Source organism: Terriglobia bacterium (assembly GCA_020072815.1).
Classification (GTDB): domain Bacteria; phylum Acidobacteriota; class Terriglobia; order Terriglobales; family Acidobacteriaceae; genus Angelobacter.
Genome location: JAIQGE010000005.1, coordinates 307,870 through 325,224 on the forward strand (window position 1 = coordinate 307,870; position 17,355 = coordinate 325,224).

Sequence of the window (17,355 nt, forward strand, 5' to 3'; positions counted from 1 at the left end):
TCGTTTACCGTTGCCCTGCGGTCTTCGAACGCCAATCGGATTTGAATCGTTCTGAAATGTCGGTTATGCGTTCTGTACGCTTCTGCATCTCTTTGCTGGTCGCCTGCGCCAGAATGTCTTCCAGTTGGTTCTTCAGGCTGCTGGCGCCGTAGACTCTCTGCAAGCCTTCGCGAATACGCGCCACGGGCGGCCGCGGGCCGGCTTGAATCATGACTGCAAGTTTGTCCGCCAGCGCCGCGGCGTTGTCTTCCACCACAATCAACCCGGCCACTTCCTGCGGGAAAGCCACCGCAGCCTTGGACGACGCCGCCACGGGAAGCCCCATGGCCATGGATTCAAGGATTTTGTTCTGAACTCCGCGCGCCAATTGCATCGGCGCCACGGCCACGGCGGCTCCGCGCAAATAGGGACGCACGTCGGGCACCGATCCGGTCACCAGGACGGCTGGGTCCTTGCCCAACTCCATGACGGCCTTGGCCGGATTACGGCCGGCGATGACAAACTTGATCTCCGGAATGCGAGCGCGCAACAGAGGCAGCGTGTTGCGATAGAACCATTCCACGGCTTCCACGTTGGGGGCGTAGTCCATGGAACCGGAAAAAATAACGTATGGCTGCCACTTGGCGAGGTCTTCAGACACAGTGGACTTTGCAGGATCGAAATAATCCGTATCCACCATGTGCCGAAGCACGCTGATGGGCGCACGCGGCGCGCGGCGCTGCAACAATGCAGCTTCCGCGTCGGTGCACAACAGAGTTTGGGTAAAGCTGTTGGCGATGCGGTATTCGTATTCCGCCAGGACCCGGCCCTCTTGCCGCCACAACCAGCGCAGCAAGGCCGGTGCGCTCTTGGCGTAGTCACTCCACTTGGCGGAGTCTACGTCCACCATGTCCAGCACCCGCGGGACCGTGGTCTCCGTTTCCACGTATTGCGCCATGGAAGAGCTGAAGACCAGCACAGTGTCGTAATGGCGCGTGGCCATGGCCTGCTTTACCCGGCGGGCCATGCGAGTGGAATAAAAATATCCCAGGCTGAAAGGCCGTCTCCGCGCTGCCGCCAGCAGCGCGCGCCAGCGGCTGCTCCACCAGGAAAGAGGTTCGGCGTAACAGTCATGGCAGTACGGACGCAAGGCCTCAATGGAATCCCGGTCCTCTTCGTGATCGTAAAAACAGAACAGATCAATCTCATGTTCGCCGGCCAGCGACTTGAGTTCCCAGAGCGCACGAATTTTGTCGCCCTTGTTGGGCGGGTAGGGAACGCGATGGACCAGAAACAGGATTCTCATAGTCACTCAATCTCTAAGGGAACAACTTCACCAGCGCCGGCCCAAGCAGTTTGGTCAGCGGGAAGGGCATGCGCTTCCACAGCTCAATCGCGCGCTGAAACCTGGGGTTCGCCGGAGAAAAATTCGGCATGTCCTGGCGTTTGACCAGGTGGAACTGGTAGGGCAACGCCCGCTCCCGCATATTCCATTGCGACTTGAATGCGTGCGCACCGGTGCCCAACTTGCTTCGTCCGAAATCAAAAAACTTGATGCCGCGCTGCCGCGCATCCTCCAGCAGGTCCCAGTACATGAAGTTATTGGCCGCATATTGCCGGGCTTCTAATGTGGACCCACCGTAGTAGGGCAGAATCCAGTCGCGAAAGCGGAAACTCATCACTCCGGCCAAGGCCTTCTGGTCCTTCCAGACCATCCTGATCTCGGCGGTCTCGCCAAATTCCTCCAGCAGAACCTTGAAAAACTTTTTGGAAAACACGGGCGTTCCCAGGTTGCGGACGCTCTCCGCGTAGATTTCGTAGAACTCATCAACCTGGTGATTGCCCTTGGTGGACCGCAGCCCGGCCTTCTGCGCCTTACGGATCATGTACCGCGTGTCTTTAGGAAGCTGTTTGAGAAGACGTTCAGGATCAGGCTCGATGGGACAGTCAAACGTCACATAGAGGTTCTTGGTCTGGAAGCCCAGGTCCGAATTCGCTTCCTGGGTGCGGAGTTCCAGATATTCCACGCGGCTTGTCTCCGCCAGCCCGGTGGCGGCATCCATCAGCGCGACGCGCGCTTCTTCACTGGCCGCGCACACGCCACCGTAGACCGCGAAAGGCGTGGAGATCAGCGTCCGTCCGGTCAAAGGGTTGGAAGTCACGAACAGCGGCAACACGCCTGCGATGTTCCCGTCCTCTTCGGCCGCCAGGTAATGCGGTTTGTAGCCAAACGCTCGGGTGATCGCCCTCATCCACGCCGTAGTGTGGAAGATGGTTCCGCCCGGCTGCTGGAGCACAAAGGAATCCCATCGTGATTGCTGCTCGTTGCTGTATTCGATAATTCTCATCGCAATCGCTGCCTAGTCCTTGTGCTCGGTTGGGTGAGGGCTTCCGGCGCCGTTGTTCCCCTTGGTCAAGATTCTGTTCGGCTGGGTTGGCTCGGTCTGGAAAAGCCAGCGTTCGTTCTTGTTGAAATACTGGGCAAGCAGGGCGCGCATTTTCTCTGAAGGCTGCCGGTAACCGTTGATGACCTTGCTCAAGACGGTCTCGTCAAGGTTGAGTTCGCGGGCCAGGCGGTTCTGCCGGATGCCGGAAAGCCAAATTTCCATTTTCAAGTTCGGGTACACGCCTATTTCTCCAAGTTGTGTTTCAAGCATCGCTTCCACGCTCTTACGCTGCGGGTCGCGACATTCGGGGAGCCAGTGGTTGTCTTCTGTAACATGGCCACGCGTCAAGCCGGAGGATTGATGGCAATGACCACGAACGCCACAGCAAACACCAGGGTCGCGGTGGCGCTTACCCAATTGCGGAAGCGCTGCTGGCGCTCATCGCCGAGCGTCACCAGGGTGGGGATTTCAGCCAAAACCGGCATACCCAGAAGCTCTTTGACTTCGCGCGTCGTCTTTACACTGGGGTCCATCATTTCGCGCGCCAGTGCCAGCACTAATCCCAGCGCCAGCCCCAGCGCCAGGCTGGCTGCATTCATCAGCGGCCGGTTCGGGCTGTACGGCTTGGAAGGCGGCAACGCGGAATCCAGCACAATGAAGCGTTCGCTCTTCTGGAAATTTTCCAGGCTCGTGGACATGTCCGCGGAAAATTTGCGGTCCATCAGCAGCTTGTAATGGTCCCGCGCATTTTCGTAATCCCGGTTTACGGAAGCCAATTGCTGTTCCAGTACCGGGATGCGCTCGAGTTTCGATTGGTGATAGGCGATCTGTCCTTGGATGTCTGCCTGGCGCTTGGTCCGCGATTTGATTTCTTCATCAATGGCGGCGATCTGGCTCTCCAGCACCGGGTTGCCTGACTTGACGACCGGCTTGTTAGACCGCCGATCGGCGCCTTCGTCCTTGGTTTCGCGAATCCGCCGTTGCAGGTCTTTTACTTCCGTGGTCTTCTTGACCACGTCTGGATGGTCCTGCCCGTAGCGCGTTTTCAAGTTGTCCAACTGGCTCTGTGCCTTGGCCAGTTCAATCTGCAGAGGAACAATCTCTGACGCTTCACCGTTGCGGTCCAAGTCCACCACCGGGGGCGCGGTCAGCAGTTGGCTCTGGTAAAAAAGCTTTTGCTGTTGGGCGCGCGAAATCGCGTCGCCTTCATTGCGCAAGTCCAATTGCAGGGAATTCAAGGCTTGGACGTGCAGGGTTTGTGATTCCGGCAAGTCAGCGATATACCGGCTCTTGATTTCGCGGATTTTGTCTTCTTTGGCCTGCAGATCTTTTTTCGCGTCTTCCAGTTCGCGGTCAATGAACTCGGCGGTGCCGGTGACTTCTTTTTGCCGCGCCTTCACGTTGTTGTTGATGAACCGCGACGCCAGTCGGTTCGCGACTGTCGCCGCCTCATTGGCGCTGCCGCTCTGGAAAGAAATCTTGAACGTGCCTTCACCGCGCTCACTGGGCGGGGCAACGATGATCTCGATGTTCTTGGTCATCAGTTGCACCAACTCCTCCGGCGTCTTGCTGGCGCGCAACGAAGGGTAGAGCTTCATTTCATCCATCACTTCCGTCAAGTTGGTGGACGAGAAGATTTGTTGCTTCAGCGTGGCAAACCGGTCAGCGACGCTGGCCGAGACGGTGGGCGCCACAATGTTGTCCGGAACCTTTCGCGGATCAACCATGATTACCGTAGTGGCCCGGTACGCATTGGGCAGGGAGCGGGCGAACAGGGCCCCCAGAATCCCGACGACCAGAGCGGCCAGGAGAATCTGCCACTTGCGGCGCTGCAATAATTGCAAGTAATCCTTTGGGGTGAAGTGCTCGAGCCCAGGGAGGCCCAATCCGGTGGTGAATTCTGTCTTTGTCGCCATGGTTCCTTCCAACAATTTGTTGCCAACAGGTTCTTGGAATAAGGCGAGGAAATGGTCCCTCGCCCAAGTAACGCAGCACTTAACTCTCGGGTAGAGCGGTCTACCGTCTCCCTGATAAAGGCAAGCAGCGTGCCATCCGGAGGCCATTGGGCGGAGACAAATATCAATCTAAAACATTGAAAATAAAACATTTAACAACAAAACAAGCCGATTCGCTGGAACTACGTCATGAGGTCGCGTAGATTTGTGTGCAAACTGTTTCACACCGGGGCAAGTTTATGGGCGGGTCGCGGAATTAGGGCCTTTCTTTTCCCCAGCGCGCACTCCGTGGAGGCTTCTCCGCCGGTGACGCAGGACGGCTTGGGAACAAGGCCGTCCAGTCGAACGGGGAACTTGCCACGCAACCAAAATGCTATATTCACCGGGTTGCGAAATCCGGCCTAAGGAATCCCAAAAGATTCGTCAGCGTTCTGCCCATGAACAAAGAAAACCTCCCGCAACTCATAGCCACCCCCAGGTTCTTCGCTTTCATCCTGCTGGCGCCGCTCTTGTTGGCTGGCGTTTGCCAGTTGGTCAAGGCCGGCCAGTCGCTCTTTTTCCACGGCGACAACACCTTCCCCGAAGGCGCCGTGGTACAGACCGCCGTGTGGAGCCGGGATTCGGGGCGCGTTTATCCGGCCTTGCAGAGTTCGCCCTACACGCCGGCGCCCTATGGCCCTCTTTTTTACGTGAGCTTGTCGGCTGTAGCCCGCTCCACCAGTGCAGGGTTTGACAGCCTCCTGATTTTCGGCCGTGTCGTGATTCTGATCAGCTTTCTGCTTCTGCCCATCGTTTCCTATCGCTGGGCGCGCAAGCGAGGGTTGACCACTGCGGTTGCTCTGTCGGCAGCCGCGTTTGTTCTGGCGCAAATTGACTTCCTGGACTGGAACGTCACCGTGCGTCCTGACCTCCTGGCGCTTCTCTTCAGCGTTGCCGCTTTCTATCTGCTGACGACCGAGGACGCCTCCTGGCGACGAATGATCATTGCCGGCTTGCTGTGCGGCATGGCCGCTTCGTTCAAGCAATCATTCATCGCGCTTCCGTTTGTTGCGATGGTCTGGCTGCTTTGGACCAGGCGCCTGCGCAATGCGCTGCTTTTTGCCGCCGGAGGAGCAACGCTGGGAGTTGTAGTCGTCGGCTGGCTGGCTTTCCATCACGAGCCCTTCCTCGAAGAAGTGCTCCTGGCGCGCTATTCGCCAGTCAGCTTCGTCGCTGCCGTGCAACTGTTAAAAGCAGACCTGCTGCATTCTCCATGGCAGATGATCCTGCTCGCGCTGGGTTTTTTGGGCGCGCTGTGTTTCCCCAAGGAATCTCTGCGAGGGTTTCTATTTCTGTATCTCGCCTTTGCCTGGCTCGCAGGGTTCTATACCGCCATGGCGCCCGGCGCGAACGTGAACGCGTTTCTGGAAGCCTGGGTTGTTTCGGCGATGCTGGCGCCGTTTGCTATCTACCAGCTTGCCGAGAGCTGGTACAGAGTGCCAATTCCGGCGAAAGCCGCTCTGGTTCTGCTATGGCTTGCCGCCGCCGCGGTAAGCCTTGAAGCCTGGCGTGTACCTATGACCGTGCGCCCGACGTCCACATACGGCGAGCTTGCGGAGATCGTCCGGGGCCATCGCGTTCTCTCTGACTTTCCTTATGTAAGCGCGCACGGCACGCAGCCGGAATTGCTCGACCCGTCTGTGAACCACTATCTGGAACTCGCGCGGCGCTGGTCGCCCCAACCGGTCCTGGAAGAAGTGAAGCGACAGGACTTTGATTTTGTCATTGTTGGACTCAGCGGCGGCCAGCCCAGGCAATGGCGCGGGCTGACTCTGTTCAGCGGGTCTATCTTGCGGGAAATTGCCAGCGACTATCGCCTGGCCTGTGCGACTGACCGCTTTGCCGTCTACGTACCCGGCAGCCGCGCAGCGGATAGCGACAGCGCCGCCACCGAACGCCGCCTGCAGGACCTGGGGTGCAAGCCGAGCGCTCCAGTTCTGTCGCACTAGGCTATTTCTTTATCACATGCGTCCGTAGGGTTCGCGGCATGCATTCCACGACCAGCGGATCCCGGACGTCACCAACTGCCGCGGTCCAAACAGGAGCGGCCCTCCGCCTTGCGTCAAATAACTGTACGTGGTGTAGAACGACCACGACGGCGTCAGGCGATAATCTATCTCGGTCCATCCGGACTTGCCGATCAGGTGCGCGCCCGCGGAGAGTTCCTGCCGGACGTATGCCCCGCCGACCACTACATCAATCCGCCGGAAGAATCGTTGGGAATAAGAGGCGTCAAAGCGGTCATTCAAAGTGGCGCTGATCTGGCCGGTGAAATCGTTGTTCCGCGAATAGGAGGCCGACAAGGCCGAGCGCCGGAACGTCTTGAACAGGGCTGCTGATCCCTGATAAGTGAGCTGATTTTCAGGCGCCAGGGCCGTGCCGATCGGGGTTGCCGGCTGCAACAAAGTAGGCCCGGCGGTTACGCGCAACAACAAAGAAGATGTCAGTCGCCGGGAGAACCCGAATAACACGCTGTGAAACTCGGCGACGCCGGTGAAGCCCTCAAAATACTCGCGATCATAGGCGTAGCGGATACCCAGTGAGTTGTCTCGCCGCCAAGCATGGTTCCAGGCCACTTCACCGCCGAAAATCTGCTCGCGCGTCGCAAGGGAGAGCGGATCTGGAGTGGCGCCGTCGCTGGGAAATGCCGAAAGCTGGATGTACTGATGCCGTGCGCGAAATTCCAGCGTGTTGTGTGCTGAGAGATTGTGATCAAGGCTGATGTCGGCAAGGTTGGAGATCACCCGCCGGCCCTGTGCCAGGAATGGGTTCTGATTGATGGCGTTGGTGGAGTAATCTGCGGTGAAGCCAATCTGGTCAAGGCGTCCCCGGTCCGCCGCCCACTGGTACTGGTCGCTCACGTTGAAAGACCATTCCTGGGAAAGCCGGCGTGACGCGTGGAAGTCCACCAGATGACTGGCATAGTCCGTCTGCGTGGTCTCTCCTGAGAACCACACTTGCGGACGATACTGCACACTGAAGTTCGAGCGCCCGCTCTTGATGGCGAACACCAGCAGCCCTTGCACCGCCCCCGCGTGTGCGGCAATCGGGTTGTTCTTCAGGAACAGATAATTGCTGTCGTAGACCTGCATCGCGTTCATGGAAAGCACGGAGAAGTGTCCCCAGCGCAACGGAGAACTGGTCACTCTCAGCGTCTGGCCGGTCGCAAGATTGATGGGTGCTTTGTCATAGCTGGGTTCTTCGGCCGGGGCCTGGTCCGCCGGAGTCTGGGCCGGGGTGTTTTGGTCGTTCGGCGCGGTGACGTCTACAGGCGTTGGCTGCGTCTGCGGCGGAGGAGGCGGCGTTTGATCATCCTGCGCGGCTGCTCTCATCCAGGGAAAGACCAGGGCCAACAGGCTGATGACCAGCATCATGCGGAAGGCGTTGCGACGCGCTTGTTTCATGGGGAATTCCTTTCCTGTTCTCGTCCTCAGGGGACCACGATGGTGTCGCCCGGGCGCAACTGAATGTTGTCGTCCTTGCCGCGGATCACTTTGTCGTAGTTGAAGCTGAGCTTCACCTGGCTGCCGTTTTGATGGCGCAACACGTAGATGCCTTTGCGGTTGGCGAAGTCGCGCAGCCCGCCGGCCTCGGCAATCACCTGCAGCACCGTGGACGTGCTGTTGATCCGGTATGATCCCTCACGGCCTACCTGGCCGATCACAAAAACCTTGCGGCTGTTGATCTCGCGCACCGCCACCGTGACCTGCGGGACATTTACGAAGGGGCGAAGTTTCTCCGTCAGCAGGTTCTTGAGTTCGTCGGTGGTCAGGCCGCCGGCGTCCACGTCATTGACCAAAGGCAGTGTGATCTTGCCGTCGGGGCGGACCATCACCGTGGCGGAAAGCTCGGGCTCGCGCCACACGGTGATCACCAGCACGTCCTGCTCGCCAATTCGATACTGCTGGAAACTATCTTTGGCTTGCGCCGGCGCGGCGTGGGAATCGCCACCCGCCGGAGCCTTTGCTTTTTCCATCTCTGGTGTCGCCGTCGGCTTCAGCGCCGCGACTTTGTCCTGCTCCGGCTTCTTGTCACCGCTGGTCTGGGCCAACGCGCCCGCACACACTAGGAATGCCATCCCCAAAAAAGCCAATCTGGCAGTACGAAAAATCATTGCAAGGCCTCTTTCCCCACGAACTTCAGATCTATTTGCTCGTGTTCAGACTCTTAGCGCCCCGCCCCGAACCGTGCCGCGGAGCCACCTCAATAAGGAGCACGCCTCATCAGGTCGCCAACCGGCGCAGGCAAGTGCTCCCCTGCCCGATGGTGCAATTGGCCTACCAAATCAGCGCGCCTGTGCGATTGCGCGGATCCCTGCGTTGCGTGCGGAATTGATTGGGGATAAGGGACTTTCCGGCAACCGACTACTTGCTGGCCTGGGTGATAGCCTTCGGCTACGAGGAACCCGGTTTCCGCCAAGATGCAAAACCCTGCACATCGTGGCTAGAAATTCACAAAGTTCTCCGGCCCAGCCTGCCGGGACGGAGGATGGTTCCGCTCGAGGTTACTCTGGCTTTGGCGCGTCCTCGGTGCTGGTTCGGACCGATTTTGCCCCTGCGGATCGCCCCTAAGAATTTTCATAAAATACTTATTTGTAAATAACATAGACCTTCCCCACGGCTTCAGTTACTAGGGTGCTCGACGCTTCCGTTAATCCTTGAGTACATGTCCTAATTCGCGTATTGTATGCACAGCCTCCCCTGGCATTTGTGCTTAAGGAACGTATTGATTCCGCTCGGTCCCCGTGGCACCGGGCATGCACTAACAGGGAGGGTCATGATCACTATCACTGCGGGTTTATGCTTGCTTCTTGCTGTCCCCGGGGCTTCCGGCAGCGAAACTGCTGCTGCGTCCGTGCCAAGCTTAGTGGTTTCGATTGAGTCACCTACGGACCAGAACGCCACCCTGGCGACGTTGACTCAGTTTCCCTCGATCCGGCCCGTGCTGGAGACGGCTGTTCCCGAGGCGCGCCTTCCTGAAGCGCCCACCCCGTATATCCCGATCAAGCCGGTCAAGCGTGCGGAGTTGCCGCCGGTTTCGCCGGCGACCCGCCATGCCTGGATCGCCCTGACGGTTGTGCAGCATGGCACCGCAGCCTTCGACGCCTGGTCCACTCGCCAATCCATCACCTCCGGCCACGGGCACGAACTCAATCCCTTGATGAAGCCTTTTGCCGGTTCCGGAGCCATGTACGCCGCCACGCAGGTGGCGCCGCTGGCCACCGACTATTTGGCGCGTCGCCTGATGCAAAGCGATCACCCGACCTTCCGCAAACTGTGGTGGCTGCCGCAAGTGGCCAGCTCCGTGGGATTCACCGTGAGCGGCTTCCGCAATATGCAGGTCGCGTCAGGCCACTAGATACAGTCATCCCAGCGATTCACGCGTGGCGCCGCCGACCGCGGCGGTGTTTTCCTTTGCGTCCTCTGCGGTGCAGCGATGAGTCTTGGGTTTTCCGATTACGGCGATCACGCGCGATGTCGGCGATCACGGCGATTGCCTTCGACGCTCTTACACCGCCGCCCTCTGCGCGCTTTCGATCTTCTTCTCGACTGCGGGAGTCGAGTCCATTGCGCTGCGCATGTACTCGGCAAACGTCTGGAACTCATACCGTCCCAGCAGCCGCTCCAGCCTCTTCTGTGTCTTGCCCAGGTTAGTGTAATGGCGAAGTCTTGATTTCAGGGGCCCCGCGATTCTCGGCTGCTCCGGATCCACTTCCCACGGATGCAGGTAGAACACCAGGGGACGCTGTTCGCTCTCAAACTGCCGGAACGCCCACTCGGTGTACGCGAAAGGGAAAATGCGGAAGTAGCCGCCGCCTGCCGCGGGGAAATTCGTCCCGCCGATTCGCAAAGTTGGCGGCGGGACTTCCAGGAGCTGCTCTCCCTGCAGGCCGGCGTGAAAGTACGGGTACCGGCTGGCGTTGGGGATGCCGTAGATGTCGTGGCGAATGGGGAAGATGCTGGAATCGTAGGCGAAACCTTCGTCGGCGAGAATATCCAGCGCCCACAACGAATCCTTGGTCACCGACCACGAGGGGGCCCGGTATCCGCTGACGCGCACTCCGGTGATCTGCTCAATCGTGTCGCGGGCCTGGCGCGTGTCTGCGCGAAATTCGTTGGGCGTGAGCGTATAGATCCTGCGGTGCCAATAGCTGTGGCACGCCAGGTCGTGGCCGCGCTCCTGGACTTGGCGCACCAGTCCGGGAAAGCGCCACGCCACCCAGCCCAGAACAAAAAACGTGGCCTTCACATCAAAGCGGTCAAAAATATCCAGCAGCCGGTGGGTGTTGGCTTCTACACGCGCGGGGAAATCGCTCCACTGTTCGCGGGAAACGCTGCCGGCAAAGGCTTCCACGTGGAAGTAATCTTCCAGATCGATGCTGAGGATGTGCTTCTGGCGCGCCATGCCGGCTGGCTTGGCGGCTGCGATTACCATCGGATTGTCACTGCGCGGCTTCATCGTCAATGGTGAATGATTTTCAGTTCAGCTCTGTGCCTTGACCCATCTGCGATGCAGCAACCACGCCAGCACAAAGCAGCACGCCCCCAGAATCAGCAGGCTGCCTGCTTCGGGGAGCTGGGGGAGTGAGCGGTACAAGTTAAGGAGCATCGCCCCGGCATGAGTGTGCAGCGCGACGGGCGCGGCCTGGTGTCCGCTGTTGACCGCCGGCCATGCTCCAGCAATCAAACATACCGGCAGCGCGAACAAGAGAACCATGAGCTGACGTTTCATTGCACTACCTCTAAATTCAAAAGCATGTGTTCGAATTGCCTCATGCCTTCTTCGTTCCGTTGCCTCTGGTTTGCACCAGGGCCGGCCCGGAGGGGACCGGCGCGGGCGCAATCGGGGCAAGCTCTGTGGCGCGTGATCGCGCGATCTCGGCCGCTGCGGTTTGGGCGATCCATGCCGCAGCTTTGCGCGCGATCTTCACCATCTCATTGTTATTTAACGTTGAGTTCACGATCTGTGTTGTGTTGGCAACCAGTAAGCGTCCCAGGTTGGTTTGCAGTGGGGGAACAATCTCCGAGTAACGGAGCACCGGGATGGGCTGGACCAGGCGTTCGCGGAAGATGAAACTCCGTTCGATGTCGTCGTCGGCCAGTTCGGGGACCACCCTCCGCAGCGCGCCGCGGAACAGTTGCCAGACCTGTTCGTCGGGGACGTCGAACAGCGGATCGCCGGGCGACGTGTATTTTGGCAGATAGACCAGGTGGCGTCCGGCGGTCTCGTCCAGCGAAATCAAGTTGGTCATCTCAATGATGCCGGTGAAAGGCAGGTCCTCGGTGAGGTTGGTGCAATAGTAAGGCGTGAGCTTCTTCCGCAGCACCATGACCGCGCAAACCATGCCCATGTATTGCACTTTTTCCAGCTTGCTGCGGTATTCGGGGCTGAGCTCAGGCGTCAATTTGGACAGCGCGCTGCTGGGAATCGTAGAAAGCAGATAGTCAAAATCCATGGCCAGCGCGCCGGAAATCACGCTCACGCTCTTGCCCCGGTTGTTGCGCAACTGCTCCACCGCCACGTCCGTAAGCAGGCTTCCACCCAGGGCCTCAATCCGTTCGATCAAGCGCGTAAAAACCGTGCGGTATCCGCCGCGAACGTAACCCAAGCGCTCCTTCTTGCTGGCGCCCTTTTCCCGCGTGGAATAGAGCCGCTTGATGGTGGCCCAGATAAAACTGGCGGAAGTCTGGCGCCGCGCTTCGCCCAGCTTGCACTTGAGCAAGGGTTCCCAGAGCTTTTTGTAAACGGCTTCACCGAAGATGCGCACCAGCCACGGTCCAATCGGTTCCTTTTCCAGGGCCAGCCCGTCCTCGATGCGTGAAGCCCGCAGAATGCCCAGCCCCAGCCGGAACTTCTGCCAAAGAGAAAGCGCGGGGAAGCGCAGAAAATCGAGGCTGGTGGTCATGGAGTGGAGACCGCCGTTGGTGAAGAACCCGACCTTGGTTTCCGTCCAGCGCAGTTCCTGGGTAAGGCCCAGGTCGTCAATCAACTGCAGCAGCGGGCCGTCAGAGGTGAGGATGCAGTGGTAGAACTTGTCCCAGTGGAACGGGCCAAAATCGAAATAGGTGGCAAGTCCGCCGAGTTGCGGACGGGCTTCCAGCACCGTGACCTGATGACCGGCGCGCAGCAGATAGAACGCGGCGGTCAAGCCGGTGATGCCGCCTCCCAGGATGCCAATGCGCAACGAATTTTGCCTGGATGGCACGGCAACTCCTAACTGCTTTGCCAGATGATGGCCACGCCGATGGTGATCACCAGAATCGCAATCCAGCGGGGCGCGTTGACGCGCTCTTTCAACAGCAACATGGAGAGCACGGCAACAATCGGATACCCCAGGCTCAGCAGCGGGAACGCGTACGAAACTTGGATCTTGGCCAGCGCGATCAGCCACAGCCCGGTTGCCAGGGCGAAGCACAGTGCCCACGCCCACACCCATCCGGAAAGCAGCAGAGCGAAATAGCCTGAGCGCGAAGCTGCATTCTTGCCGGAGACGCCCTTCTTCAGGAAGACTTGCGCGCAAGCGCCCAGAGCGATGCTCGCCCACAATGCAATCGAAGGCGTCATGAGCGGTCTCCTCGCACGGAAAGCTGCAACAGGGCCACGCCCAGCACCACCACACCGATGCCTACCCAGCGGCCGGATGATATGTATTCGCCAAAGAAGAATTTGCCGCCCACGCAGACCAGGGCGTAGTTGAGAGCGGTAATCGGATACAGAAAACTGATATCGCGCCGCGATACCGCGGAGATCCAGAACATGGTTCCCAGGCCGTAAATCGCCAGGCCTCCGGCCACTGCGGGCTGCAAGAGGTAATGGATGATTCGCGCTACGGTGCTCATGCCCGCCGCTGACGGCGCGGCGGAGATCAGCCCAAATTTGATGAGCAGGTGTCCGGCTGACGCGAACAGAACCGCCGCCAGCGCAGCCCATTGCCATGACAATGCCTGTTGCGCGGTTTGCTTTTGCGCAACCGCCTGCATGGCCGGCTTCTCCAGAAACACCTGCCCTTCCATTACGCCCCCACTACCACGCGGCTGGAGACGCCGCGCACGGTCTTTTGCCACTCAATGGTGCGAAGCAAGCCTTCTTCGAGCGAAACCTTGGCGGTGAAGCCAAGCAACTGCTGGGCTTTTGCCGGATTGGGCACGCGGCGGCGAACGTCTTCATACTCGCGTCCGCTGCTGATCTGCTGGTAGGGAATAAATTCCAGCCGCAGCGGCTCCGGCATGTCCGCCAGCCGGTGGATGGTTTTTGCCAGGTCCACAATGGTGATCTCATGCGTGCTGCCGATATTGATGATCTGGTTGTTTGCGGCATCGCTTTCCAGCGCCGCCAGAATTCCGCCGACGGTGTCCGAAACGAAGGTAAAACTCCGGGTCTGCAGGCCGTCGCCGTGAATCGGGATGACCTCATTGCGCAGGATGGCGTCAATGAACACCGACTGCGGCCCGCCCCACCAGCTCAGGTGATGGCGAGGACCGTAGGAGCCAAAGATCCTCAGCGCGGTCACCGGGATTCCGTACTCTTCCATGAAGGCAAAAGCCAGGTGCTCGTCAAAAAGTTTGGATACAGCGTAAGCCCAGCGCGGCACGGTGGAGGCGCCGATCACGCTGGCGCTGGTTTCGCTGAAGGGCACGTCAGGGTTTTTGCCATACACGTCGGAAGTTGACGTGAAAAGGAACTTGGCCTTCTGCTCCGCCGCCAGGCGGAGAACGTTCAAGCTGCCTTCGGAATTCACCAGCAGGGTTTGCAGCCGCCCGCCGTAGCGGGGAATCTTGAATGCGGCCAGGTGGGCGATCAACTCAACGCCTTGGGCCACGGCGTGCAACCTGGCAGCGTCGGTAATGTCCAGCACGTGAAAGCTGAACCGCGGATTGAGCTCGGCTTCGCTAAGGTTCTCCCGTTTTCCGTGGGAAAGATCATCCACGCCGATGACGCGATGCCCGCGGGATAGCAGAGCATCGCACAGATGTGAGCCGAGAAATCCAGCGGCGCCGGTTACCAGTACAGTCTTTGGGTCCATGAGTTCACGCATGTTGTAGGGAATTACTTCGAGTGCTGCAGGTCTCCTGCAGAATTTCAATGATGCGGTCAGACGCGGCGCCATCGCCAAAAGCCTGCAGCGCCGGCCGGGATTCAGGGCTGGCGCCGTTGTTCGACCACAAGCTCTGCACCAGCGGAAGGATCTTCTCCGGCGAAGTGCCCACCACACGGTTCCAGCCCGATTGCAACGTCTCCGTCCATTCCGTTTCGTCGCGCAGCGTCAGGCAGGGCGTGCCCAGGAAGTAGGCTTCTTTCTGCACGCCACCGGAATCGGTCATGACCAGTTGCGCGTTGGCTTCCAGCTGCAACATGTCGAGATAAGGGAGCGGAGCGAGGATGCGCAGGTGCTGGGCGGAGAACAGCCGCTTCTTCAAGTCGCGATATTCCGGCTCGCAGTCCAGCTTGGCCCGCAGCCGCGGATGCATGGCGAACACGGTCGGCCGGTCCAGGCGGCAAAGCGTGTCCGCCAATTCTTCCATCCGCGGTAGAGAATCGGTGTTTTCGGCGCGATGAATCGTCACCAGAATGAATTGCCGGGGCGTCAGGCCCAAAGTATCCAGCGCCTGCGATTGTTGCGCGGCCAGCGGCGCAAACTCGCGTACCGCGTCGAGCATTACGTCGCCGCAGAAATGAACGTTGCTGACAACGCCTTCGCGCGCCAGCTGTTCCACCGCGGCATAGGTGGGGCAGAGCAGCACGTCAGAGACATGGTCGGCGACCAGCCGGTTGATTTCTTCCGGCATCAGACGATTGAAGCTGCGCAGGCCGGATTCCACGTGGGCCACCGGAATATGGAGCTTGACCGCGGCCAGAGCGCCCGCCAGCGTAGAGTTGGTGTCGCCGTATACGATCACGAAGTCCGGCTTCTCTTGCACCAGAATTTCTTCAATCCCTTGCAGCATGGCGGCGGTCTGCGCGCCGTGGCTGCCTGATCCAACGCCCAGGTCAAAATCAGGAGCCGGGAGGGGAAGCTGTTGGAAGAAGACTTCCGCCATCTCAAAGTCGTAGTGTTGCCCGGTGTTCAGCAACAGGTGCTGGATGCGGTCTTGCGGCGGAGCGGTCTGGTTGAACCGCTCTACCGCTGCGCACACCATGGCCGCTTTAACGAACTGCGGCCGCACTCCGATGATGGACAGAAACTTTCTCATCGCCGTTATTGGTTCTCCAGCAGTTGGTCCTTGGGAACGTCACGCCAGATGCGCGCGGGCGATCCCAGAACAATCTTGCGGGCCGGCACATCTTTGGTGACTACCGAACCGGCAGCCACCAGGGCGTCTTCACCCAGCGTGAGCCCGGGGAGCACAGTCACGTTGGCCCCGATGCGCGCGCCTTTCTTCATGGTGACGCCTTTGTGATATTTGAAACGGTCTTTGGTGCGGCCCAGGAAGTTGTCATTGGTGAAGGTGACTTCCGGCGCGATGAAGCACCCGTCGCCGATCTCCGAGAGCGCGGTAATGTAGGCTTCGGTCTCCAGCTTGCACCGGCTGCCGACTTTGACTTTGTTCTCAATGGTCACGCCGCGGCCGATGATGGTAAACTCACCCACTTCCACGTTTTCGCGAATGGACGCCATATCGGCGACCATCACTTTTTTGCCGATTCGGCAGCCGCGGTAGATCACCACCATGGCCCCGATCATGCAATCGTCTTCAATCACGCACGCGTCCAGCGTCTGGTCCTGGGTGACCGCGCTCAGAGCGGCCTTCATGGGCAGCTTGCCGATGACTGTGTTGTCATCAATGCGGACGTTGTTCCCGATCATGCTTCCGGGATGGATCACCACGCCGCTGCCAATCCTGCAATTTGCCCCCAACTGCACGTTTTCGTGTACGACTGTGTTATGCCCCAACTGCGTACCAGCGGCGATCGTTGCCGTTGGATGAATGAAGTTTGTCATCATGCCCTGTCCTTAATGAAATTGGCACGCCGTCCTGCTCCATGGAGCGCTGGGCTGCCTCTATGATTCGAATCACCCGGAGACCATCACGCGCGTCGGAAACCGGGGTCTTGCGTTCGCGCACGCAGTCCACAAAGTGCTGGACTTCCAGCTTCAACGGTTCCGTCATGTCCACCCGGGGAATATGAATGTCGCCAAATCGCACCTGGATGGCTTCACCGTAGCTCTTGGCCGGCGGCATTTCCGCGTGGTTGTCATAGATGCGGAGTTTTTCGGTGTTCTCGGCATCGTCAAACACCGCCATTTTGTTCTTGCCCACAATGGTGGTGCGCCGGACTTTGTGCGGGTCCAGCCAGCTCAAATGGATGTGGGCCATGATCCGGTTGTCAAAGAACAGGCTGAGGAACACCACGTCCTCAATGCCGTCCTGGATGTAGCTCTGGCCGCGGCAGCTCACGTTGGTGGGCTCCATGTCCAGCATGTAAAGGATTTGCGAGATGTCGTGCGGAGCAAAGCTCCACAAGGCGTTTTCATCGCCGCGAATGCGGCCCAGGTTCACGCGCTGCGCGTAGATGTAGTAGACCGGGCCGAGTTCGCCGGAGGTGATCAGCGTCTTCAGCTTCTTCACCACCGGGTGGTATTCCAGGAGATGGCCCACCATCAATATGCGATTGTGTTTGTCGGCCAGTTCCAGCAACTCTTCCGCATGGCGGACGTCGAGGGTGAACGGCTTTTCCACGAACACGTCGCGCCCGGAGAGCATGGCGCGCTTGGCATAGTCGTAGTGGGTGACCGCAGGGGAGGCGATGGCCACGGCGTCAATGTCCTGCTGCAGGAGTTTTTCGAACGAATCCACCGGCTGCACGCCCGGCCACGCCCGCGCCGCGGAGTCGCGCCGTTTCTGGTCCAGGTCAAAGCTGCTGGTCAGATTGCAGTTCTTGTTTTCGGCAAAATTTCTGGTCAGGTTCCAACCCCAGGCCCCCAGTCCCACTGTCCCGATTCGCACCATACTTCTCATCTCCCCTTTGGTCTCGCCGGTCCGCATCACGCCGGC

The 17,355-nt window shown here is 59.3% G+C and carries 17 protein-coding genes; 2 read left to right on the forward strand and 15 right to left on the reverse strand.

Going from position 1 to position 17,355, the window contains the following annotated elements; translation table 11 throughout:
- Positions 1 to 4: 4 nt before the first annotated feature.
- The 4 genes from LAO20_08690 to LAO20_08705 form a co-directional block, all read right to left on the reverse strand.
- Entirely contained in the window at positions 5 to 1,285 is a 1,281-nt protein-coding gene (locus LAO20_08690) for a TIGR03087 family PEP-CTERM/XrtA system glycosyltransferase (GenBank protein MBZ5531496.1), read from the reverse strand.
- A gap of 13 nt (positions 1,286 to 1,298) precedes the next feature.
- Complete coding sequence (locus LAO20_08695; GenBank protein MBZ5531497.1) at positions 1,299 to 2,327, reverse strand: FemAB family PEP-CTERM system-associated protein; 1,029 nt, start codon at positions 2,325 to 2,327, stop codon at positions 1,299 to 1,301.
- A 12-nt stretch (positions 2,328 to 2,339) separates the two neighbouring features.
- Positions 2,340 to 2,594 (reverse strand): helix-turn-helix transcriptional regulator, encoded by a 255-nt coding sequence (locus LAO20_08700; GenBank protein ID MBZ5531498.1) that lies wholly within the window; start codon positions 2,592 to 2,594, stop codon positions 2,340 to 2,342.
- A gap of 116 nt (positions 2,595 to 2,710) precedes the next feature.
- The gene (locus tag LAO20_08705) at positions 2,711 to 4,282 is read right to left on the reverse strand and encodes a hypothetical protein (protein ID MBZ5531499.1); all 1,572 of its coding nucleotides are present in this window, start codon (positions 4,280 to 4,282) and stop codon (positions 2,711 to 2,713) included.
- 476 nt (positions 4,283 to 4,758) lie between these two features.
- Between LAO20_08705 and LAO20_08710 the strand changes: the two genes are divergently transcribed.
- Positions 4,759 to 6,309 (forward strand): glycosyltransferase family 39 protein, encoded by a 1,551-nt coding sequence (locus LAO20_08710; GenBank protein ID MBZ5531500.1) that lies wholly within the window; start codon positions 4,759 to 4,761, stop codon positions 6,307 to 6,309.
- A 12-nt stretch (positions 6,310 to 6,321) separates the two neighbouring features.
- On the opposite strand, the gene LAO20_08715 is transcribed toward LAO20_08710, so the two are convergent.
- Entirely contained in the window at positions 6,322 to 7,764 is a 1,443-nt protein-coding gene (locus tag LAO20_08715; protein MBZ5531501.1) for a hypothetical protein, read from the reverse strand.
- A gap of 26 nt (positions 7,765 to 7,790) precedes the next feature.
- A complete protein-coding gene (locus LAO20_08720; protein MBZ5531502.1) occupies positions 7,791 to 8,438 on the reverse strand; it encodes a polysaccharide biosynthesis/export family protein in 648 nt (215 codons plus the stop codon).
- Between the two features lie 698 nt (positions 8,439 to 9,136).
- Here LAO20_08720 and LAO20_08725 point away from each other — a divergent pair.
- Positions 9,137 to 9,718, forward strand: a complete 582-nt coding sequence (locus tag LAO20_08725) for a hypothetical protein (protein MBZ5531503.1) — start codon at positions 9,137 to 9,139, stop codon at positions 9,716 to 9,718.
- 150 nt (positions 9,719 to 9,868) lie between these two features.
- On the opposite strand, the gene LAO20_08730 is transcribed toward LAO20_08725, so the two are convergent.
- The 9 genes from LAO20_08730 to LAO20_08770 all read right to left on the reverse strand — a co-directional run bounded on the left by LAO20_08730 (position 9,869) and on the right by LAO20_08770 (position 17,319).
- Positions 9,869 to 10,765: a polysaccharide deacetylase family protein gene (locus tag LAO20_08730; GenBank protein MBZ5531504.1), complete on the reverse strand. Its 897-nt coding sequence runs from the start codon at positions 10,763 to 10,765 to the stop codon at positions 9,869 to 9,871.
- A 78-nt stretch (positions 10,766 to 10,843) separates the two neighbouring features.
- Positions 10,844 to 11,092: a hypothetical protein gene (locus LAO20_08735; protein MBZ5531505.1), complete on the reverse strand. Its 249-nt coding sequence runs from the start codon at positions 11,090 to 11,092 to the stop codon at positions 10,844 to 10,846.
- Between the two features lie 40 nt (positions 11,093 to 11,132).
- On the reverse strand, positions 11,133 to 12,566 hold the full coding sequence (locus LAO20_08740; protein MBZ5531506.1) for an NAD(P)/FAD-dependent oxidoreductase: 1,434 nt from the start codon (positions 12,564 to 12,566) through the stop codon (positions 11,133 to 11,135).
- An 8-nt stretch (positions 12,567 to 12,574) separates the two neighbouring features.
- On the reverse strand, positions 12,575 to 12,925 hold the full coding sequence (locus LAO20_08745) for an EamA family transporter (protein MBZ5531507.1): 351 nt from the start codon (positions 12,923 to 12,925) through the stop codon (positions 12,575 to 12,577).
- On the reverse strand, positions 12,922 to 13,362 hold the full coding sequence (locus LAO20_08750; protein MBZ5531508.1) for a hypothetical protein: 441 nt from the start codon (positions 13,360 to 13,362) through the stop codon (positions 12,922 to 12,924). Before LAO20_08750 ends, LAO20_08745 begins: the two co-directional genes overlap by 4 nt.
- Positions 13,363 to 13,373: 11 nt before the next feature.
- Positions 13,374 to 14,384, reverse strand: coding sequence for an SDR family NAD(P)-dependent oxidoreductase (locus LAO20_08755; protein MBZ5531509.1), 1,011 nt, complete (start codon positions 14,382 to 14,384; stop codon positions 13,374 to 13,376).
- Positions 14,385 to 14,388: 4 nt separating this feature from the next.
- Positions 14,389 to 15,552: a UDP-N-acetylglucosamine 2-epimerase (non-hydrolyzing) gene (gene wecB / locus LAO20_08760; protein ID MBZ5531510.1), complete on the reverse strand. Its 1,164-nt coding sequence runs from the start codon at positions 15,550 to 15,552 to the stop codon at positions 14,389 to 14,391.
- 5 nt (positions 15,553 to 15,557) lie between these two features.
- Complete coding sequence (locus tag LAO20_08765; protein ID MBZ5531511.1) at positions 15,558 to 16,301, reverse strand: N-acetyltransferase; 744 nt, start codon at positions 16,299 to 16,301, stop codon at positions 15,558 to 15,560.
- Positions 16,243 to 17,319 carry a Gfo/Idh/MocA family oxidoreductase gene (locus tag LAO20_08770; protein ID MBZ5531512.1) on the reverse strand — a complete coding sequence of 359 codons (1,077 nt, stop codon included), beginning with the start codon at positions 17,317 to 17,319 and terminating at the stop codon, positions 16,243 to 16,245. The genes LAO20_08765 and LAO20_08770 overlap by 59 nt, the downstream gene beginning before the upstream one ends.
- Between the last annotated feature and the right edge of the window lie 36 nt (positions 17,320 to 17,355).

Excerpts from the sequence above, each read along its gene's own strand:
- LAO20_08755 (MBZ5531509.1), bottom strand. The coding sequence starts at position 14,384 with ATGGACCCAAAGACTGTACTGGTAACCGGCGCCGCTGGATTTCTCGGC.
- LAO20_08725 (MBZ5531503.1), top strand. The coding sequence starts at position 9,137 with ATGATCACTATCACTGCGGGTTTATGCTTGCTTCTTGCTGTCCCCGGG.
- wecB (MBZ5531510.1), bottom strand. The coding sequence starts at position 15,552 with ATGAGAAAGTTTCTGTCCATCATCGGAGTGCGGCCGCAGTTCGTTAAA.
- LAO20_08715 (MBZ5531501.1), bottom strand. The coding sequence starts at position 7,764 with ATGAAACAAGCGCGTCGCAACGCCTTCCGCATGATGCTGGTCATCAGC.
- LAO20_08765 (MBZ5531511.1), bottom strand. The coding sequence starts at position 16,301 with ATGACAAACTTCATTCATCCAACGGCAACGATCGCCGCTGGTACGCAG.
- LAO20_08710 (MBZ5531500.1), top strand. The coding sequence starts at position 4,759 with ATGAACAAAGAAAACCTCCCGCAACTCATAGCCACCCCCAGGTTCTTC.
- LAO20_08695 (MBZ5531497.1), bottom strand. The coding sequence starts at position 2,327 with ATGAGAATTATCGAATACAGCAACGAGCAGCAATCACGATGGGATTCC.
- LAO20_08770 (MBZ5531512.1), bottom strand. The coding sequence starts at position 17,319 with ATGAGAAGTATGGTGCGAATCGGGACAGTGGGACTGGGGGCCTGGGGT.
- LAO20_08735 (MBZ5531505.1), bottom strand. The coding sequence starts at position 11,092 with ATGAAACGTCAGCTCATGGTTCTCTTGTTCGCGCTGCCGGTATGTTTG.
- LAO20_08690 (MBZ5531496.1), bottom strand. The coding sequence starts at position 1,285 with ATGAGAATCCTGTTTCTGGTCCATCGCGTTCCCTACCCGCCCAACAAG.
- LAO20_08730 (MBZ5531504.1), bottom strand. The coding sequence starts at position 10,765 with ATGGCGCGCCAGAAGCACATCCTCAGCATCGATCTGGAAGATTACTTC.
- LAO20_08720 (MBZ5531502.1), bottom strand. The coding sequence starts at position 8,438 with ATGGCATTCCTAGTGTGTGCGGGCGCGTTGGCCCAGACCAGCGGTGAC.
- LAO20_08705 (MBZ5531499.1), bottom strand. The coding sequence starts at position 4,282 with ATGGCGACAAAGACAGAATTCACCACCGGATTGGGCCTCCCTGGGCTC.
- LAO20_08745 (MBZ5531507.1), bottom strand. The coding sequence starts at position 12,925 with ATGACGCCTTCGATTGCATTGTGGGCGAGCATCGCTCTGGGCGCTTGC.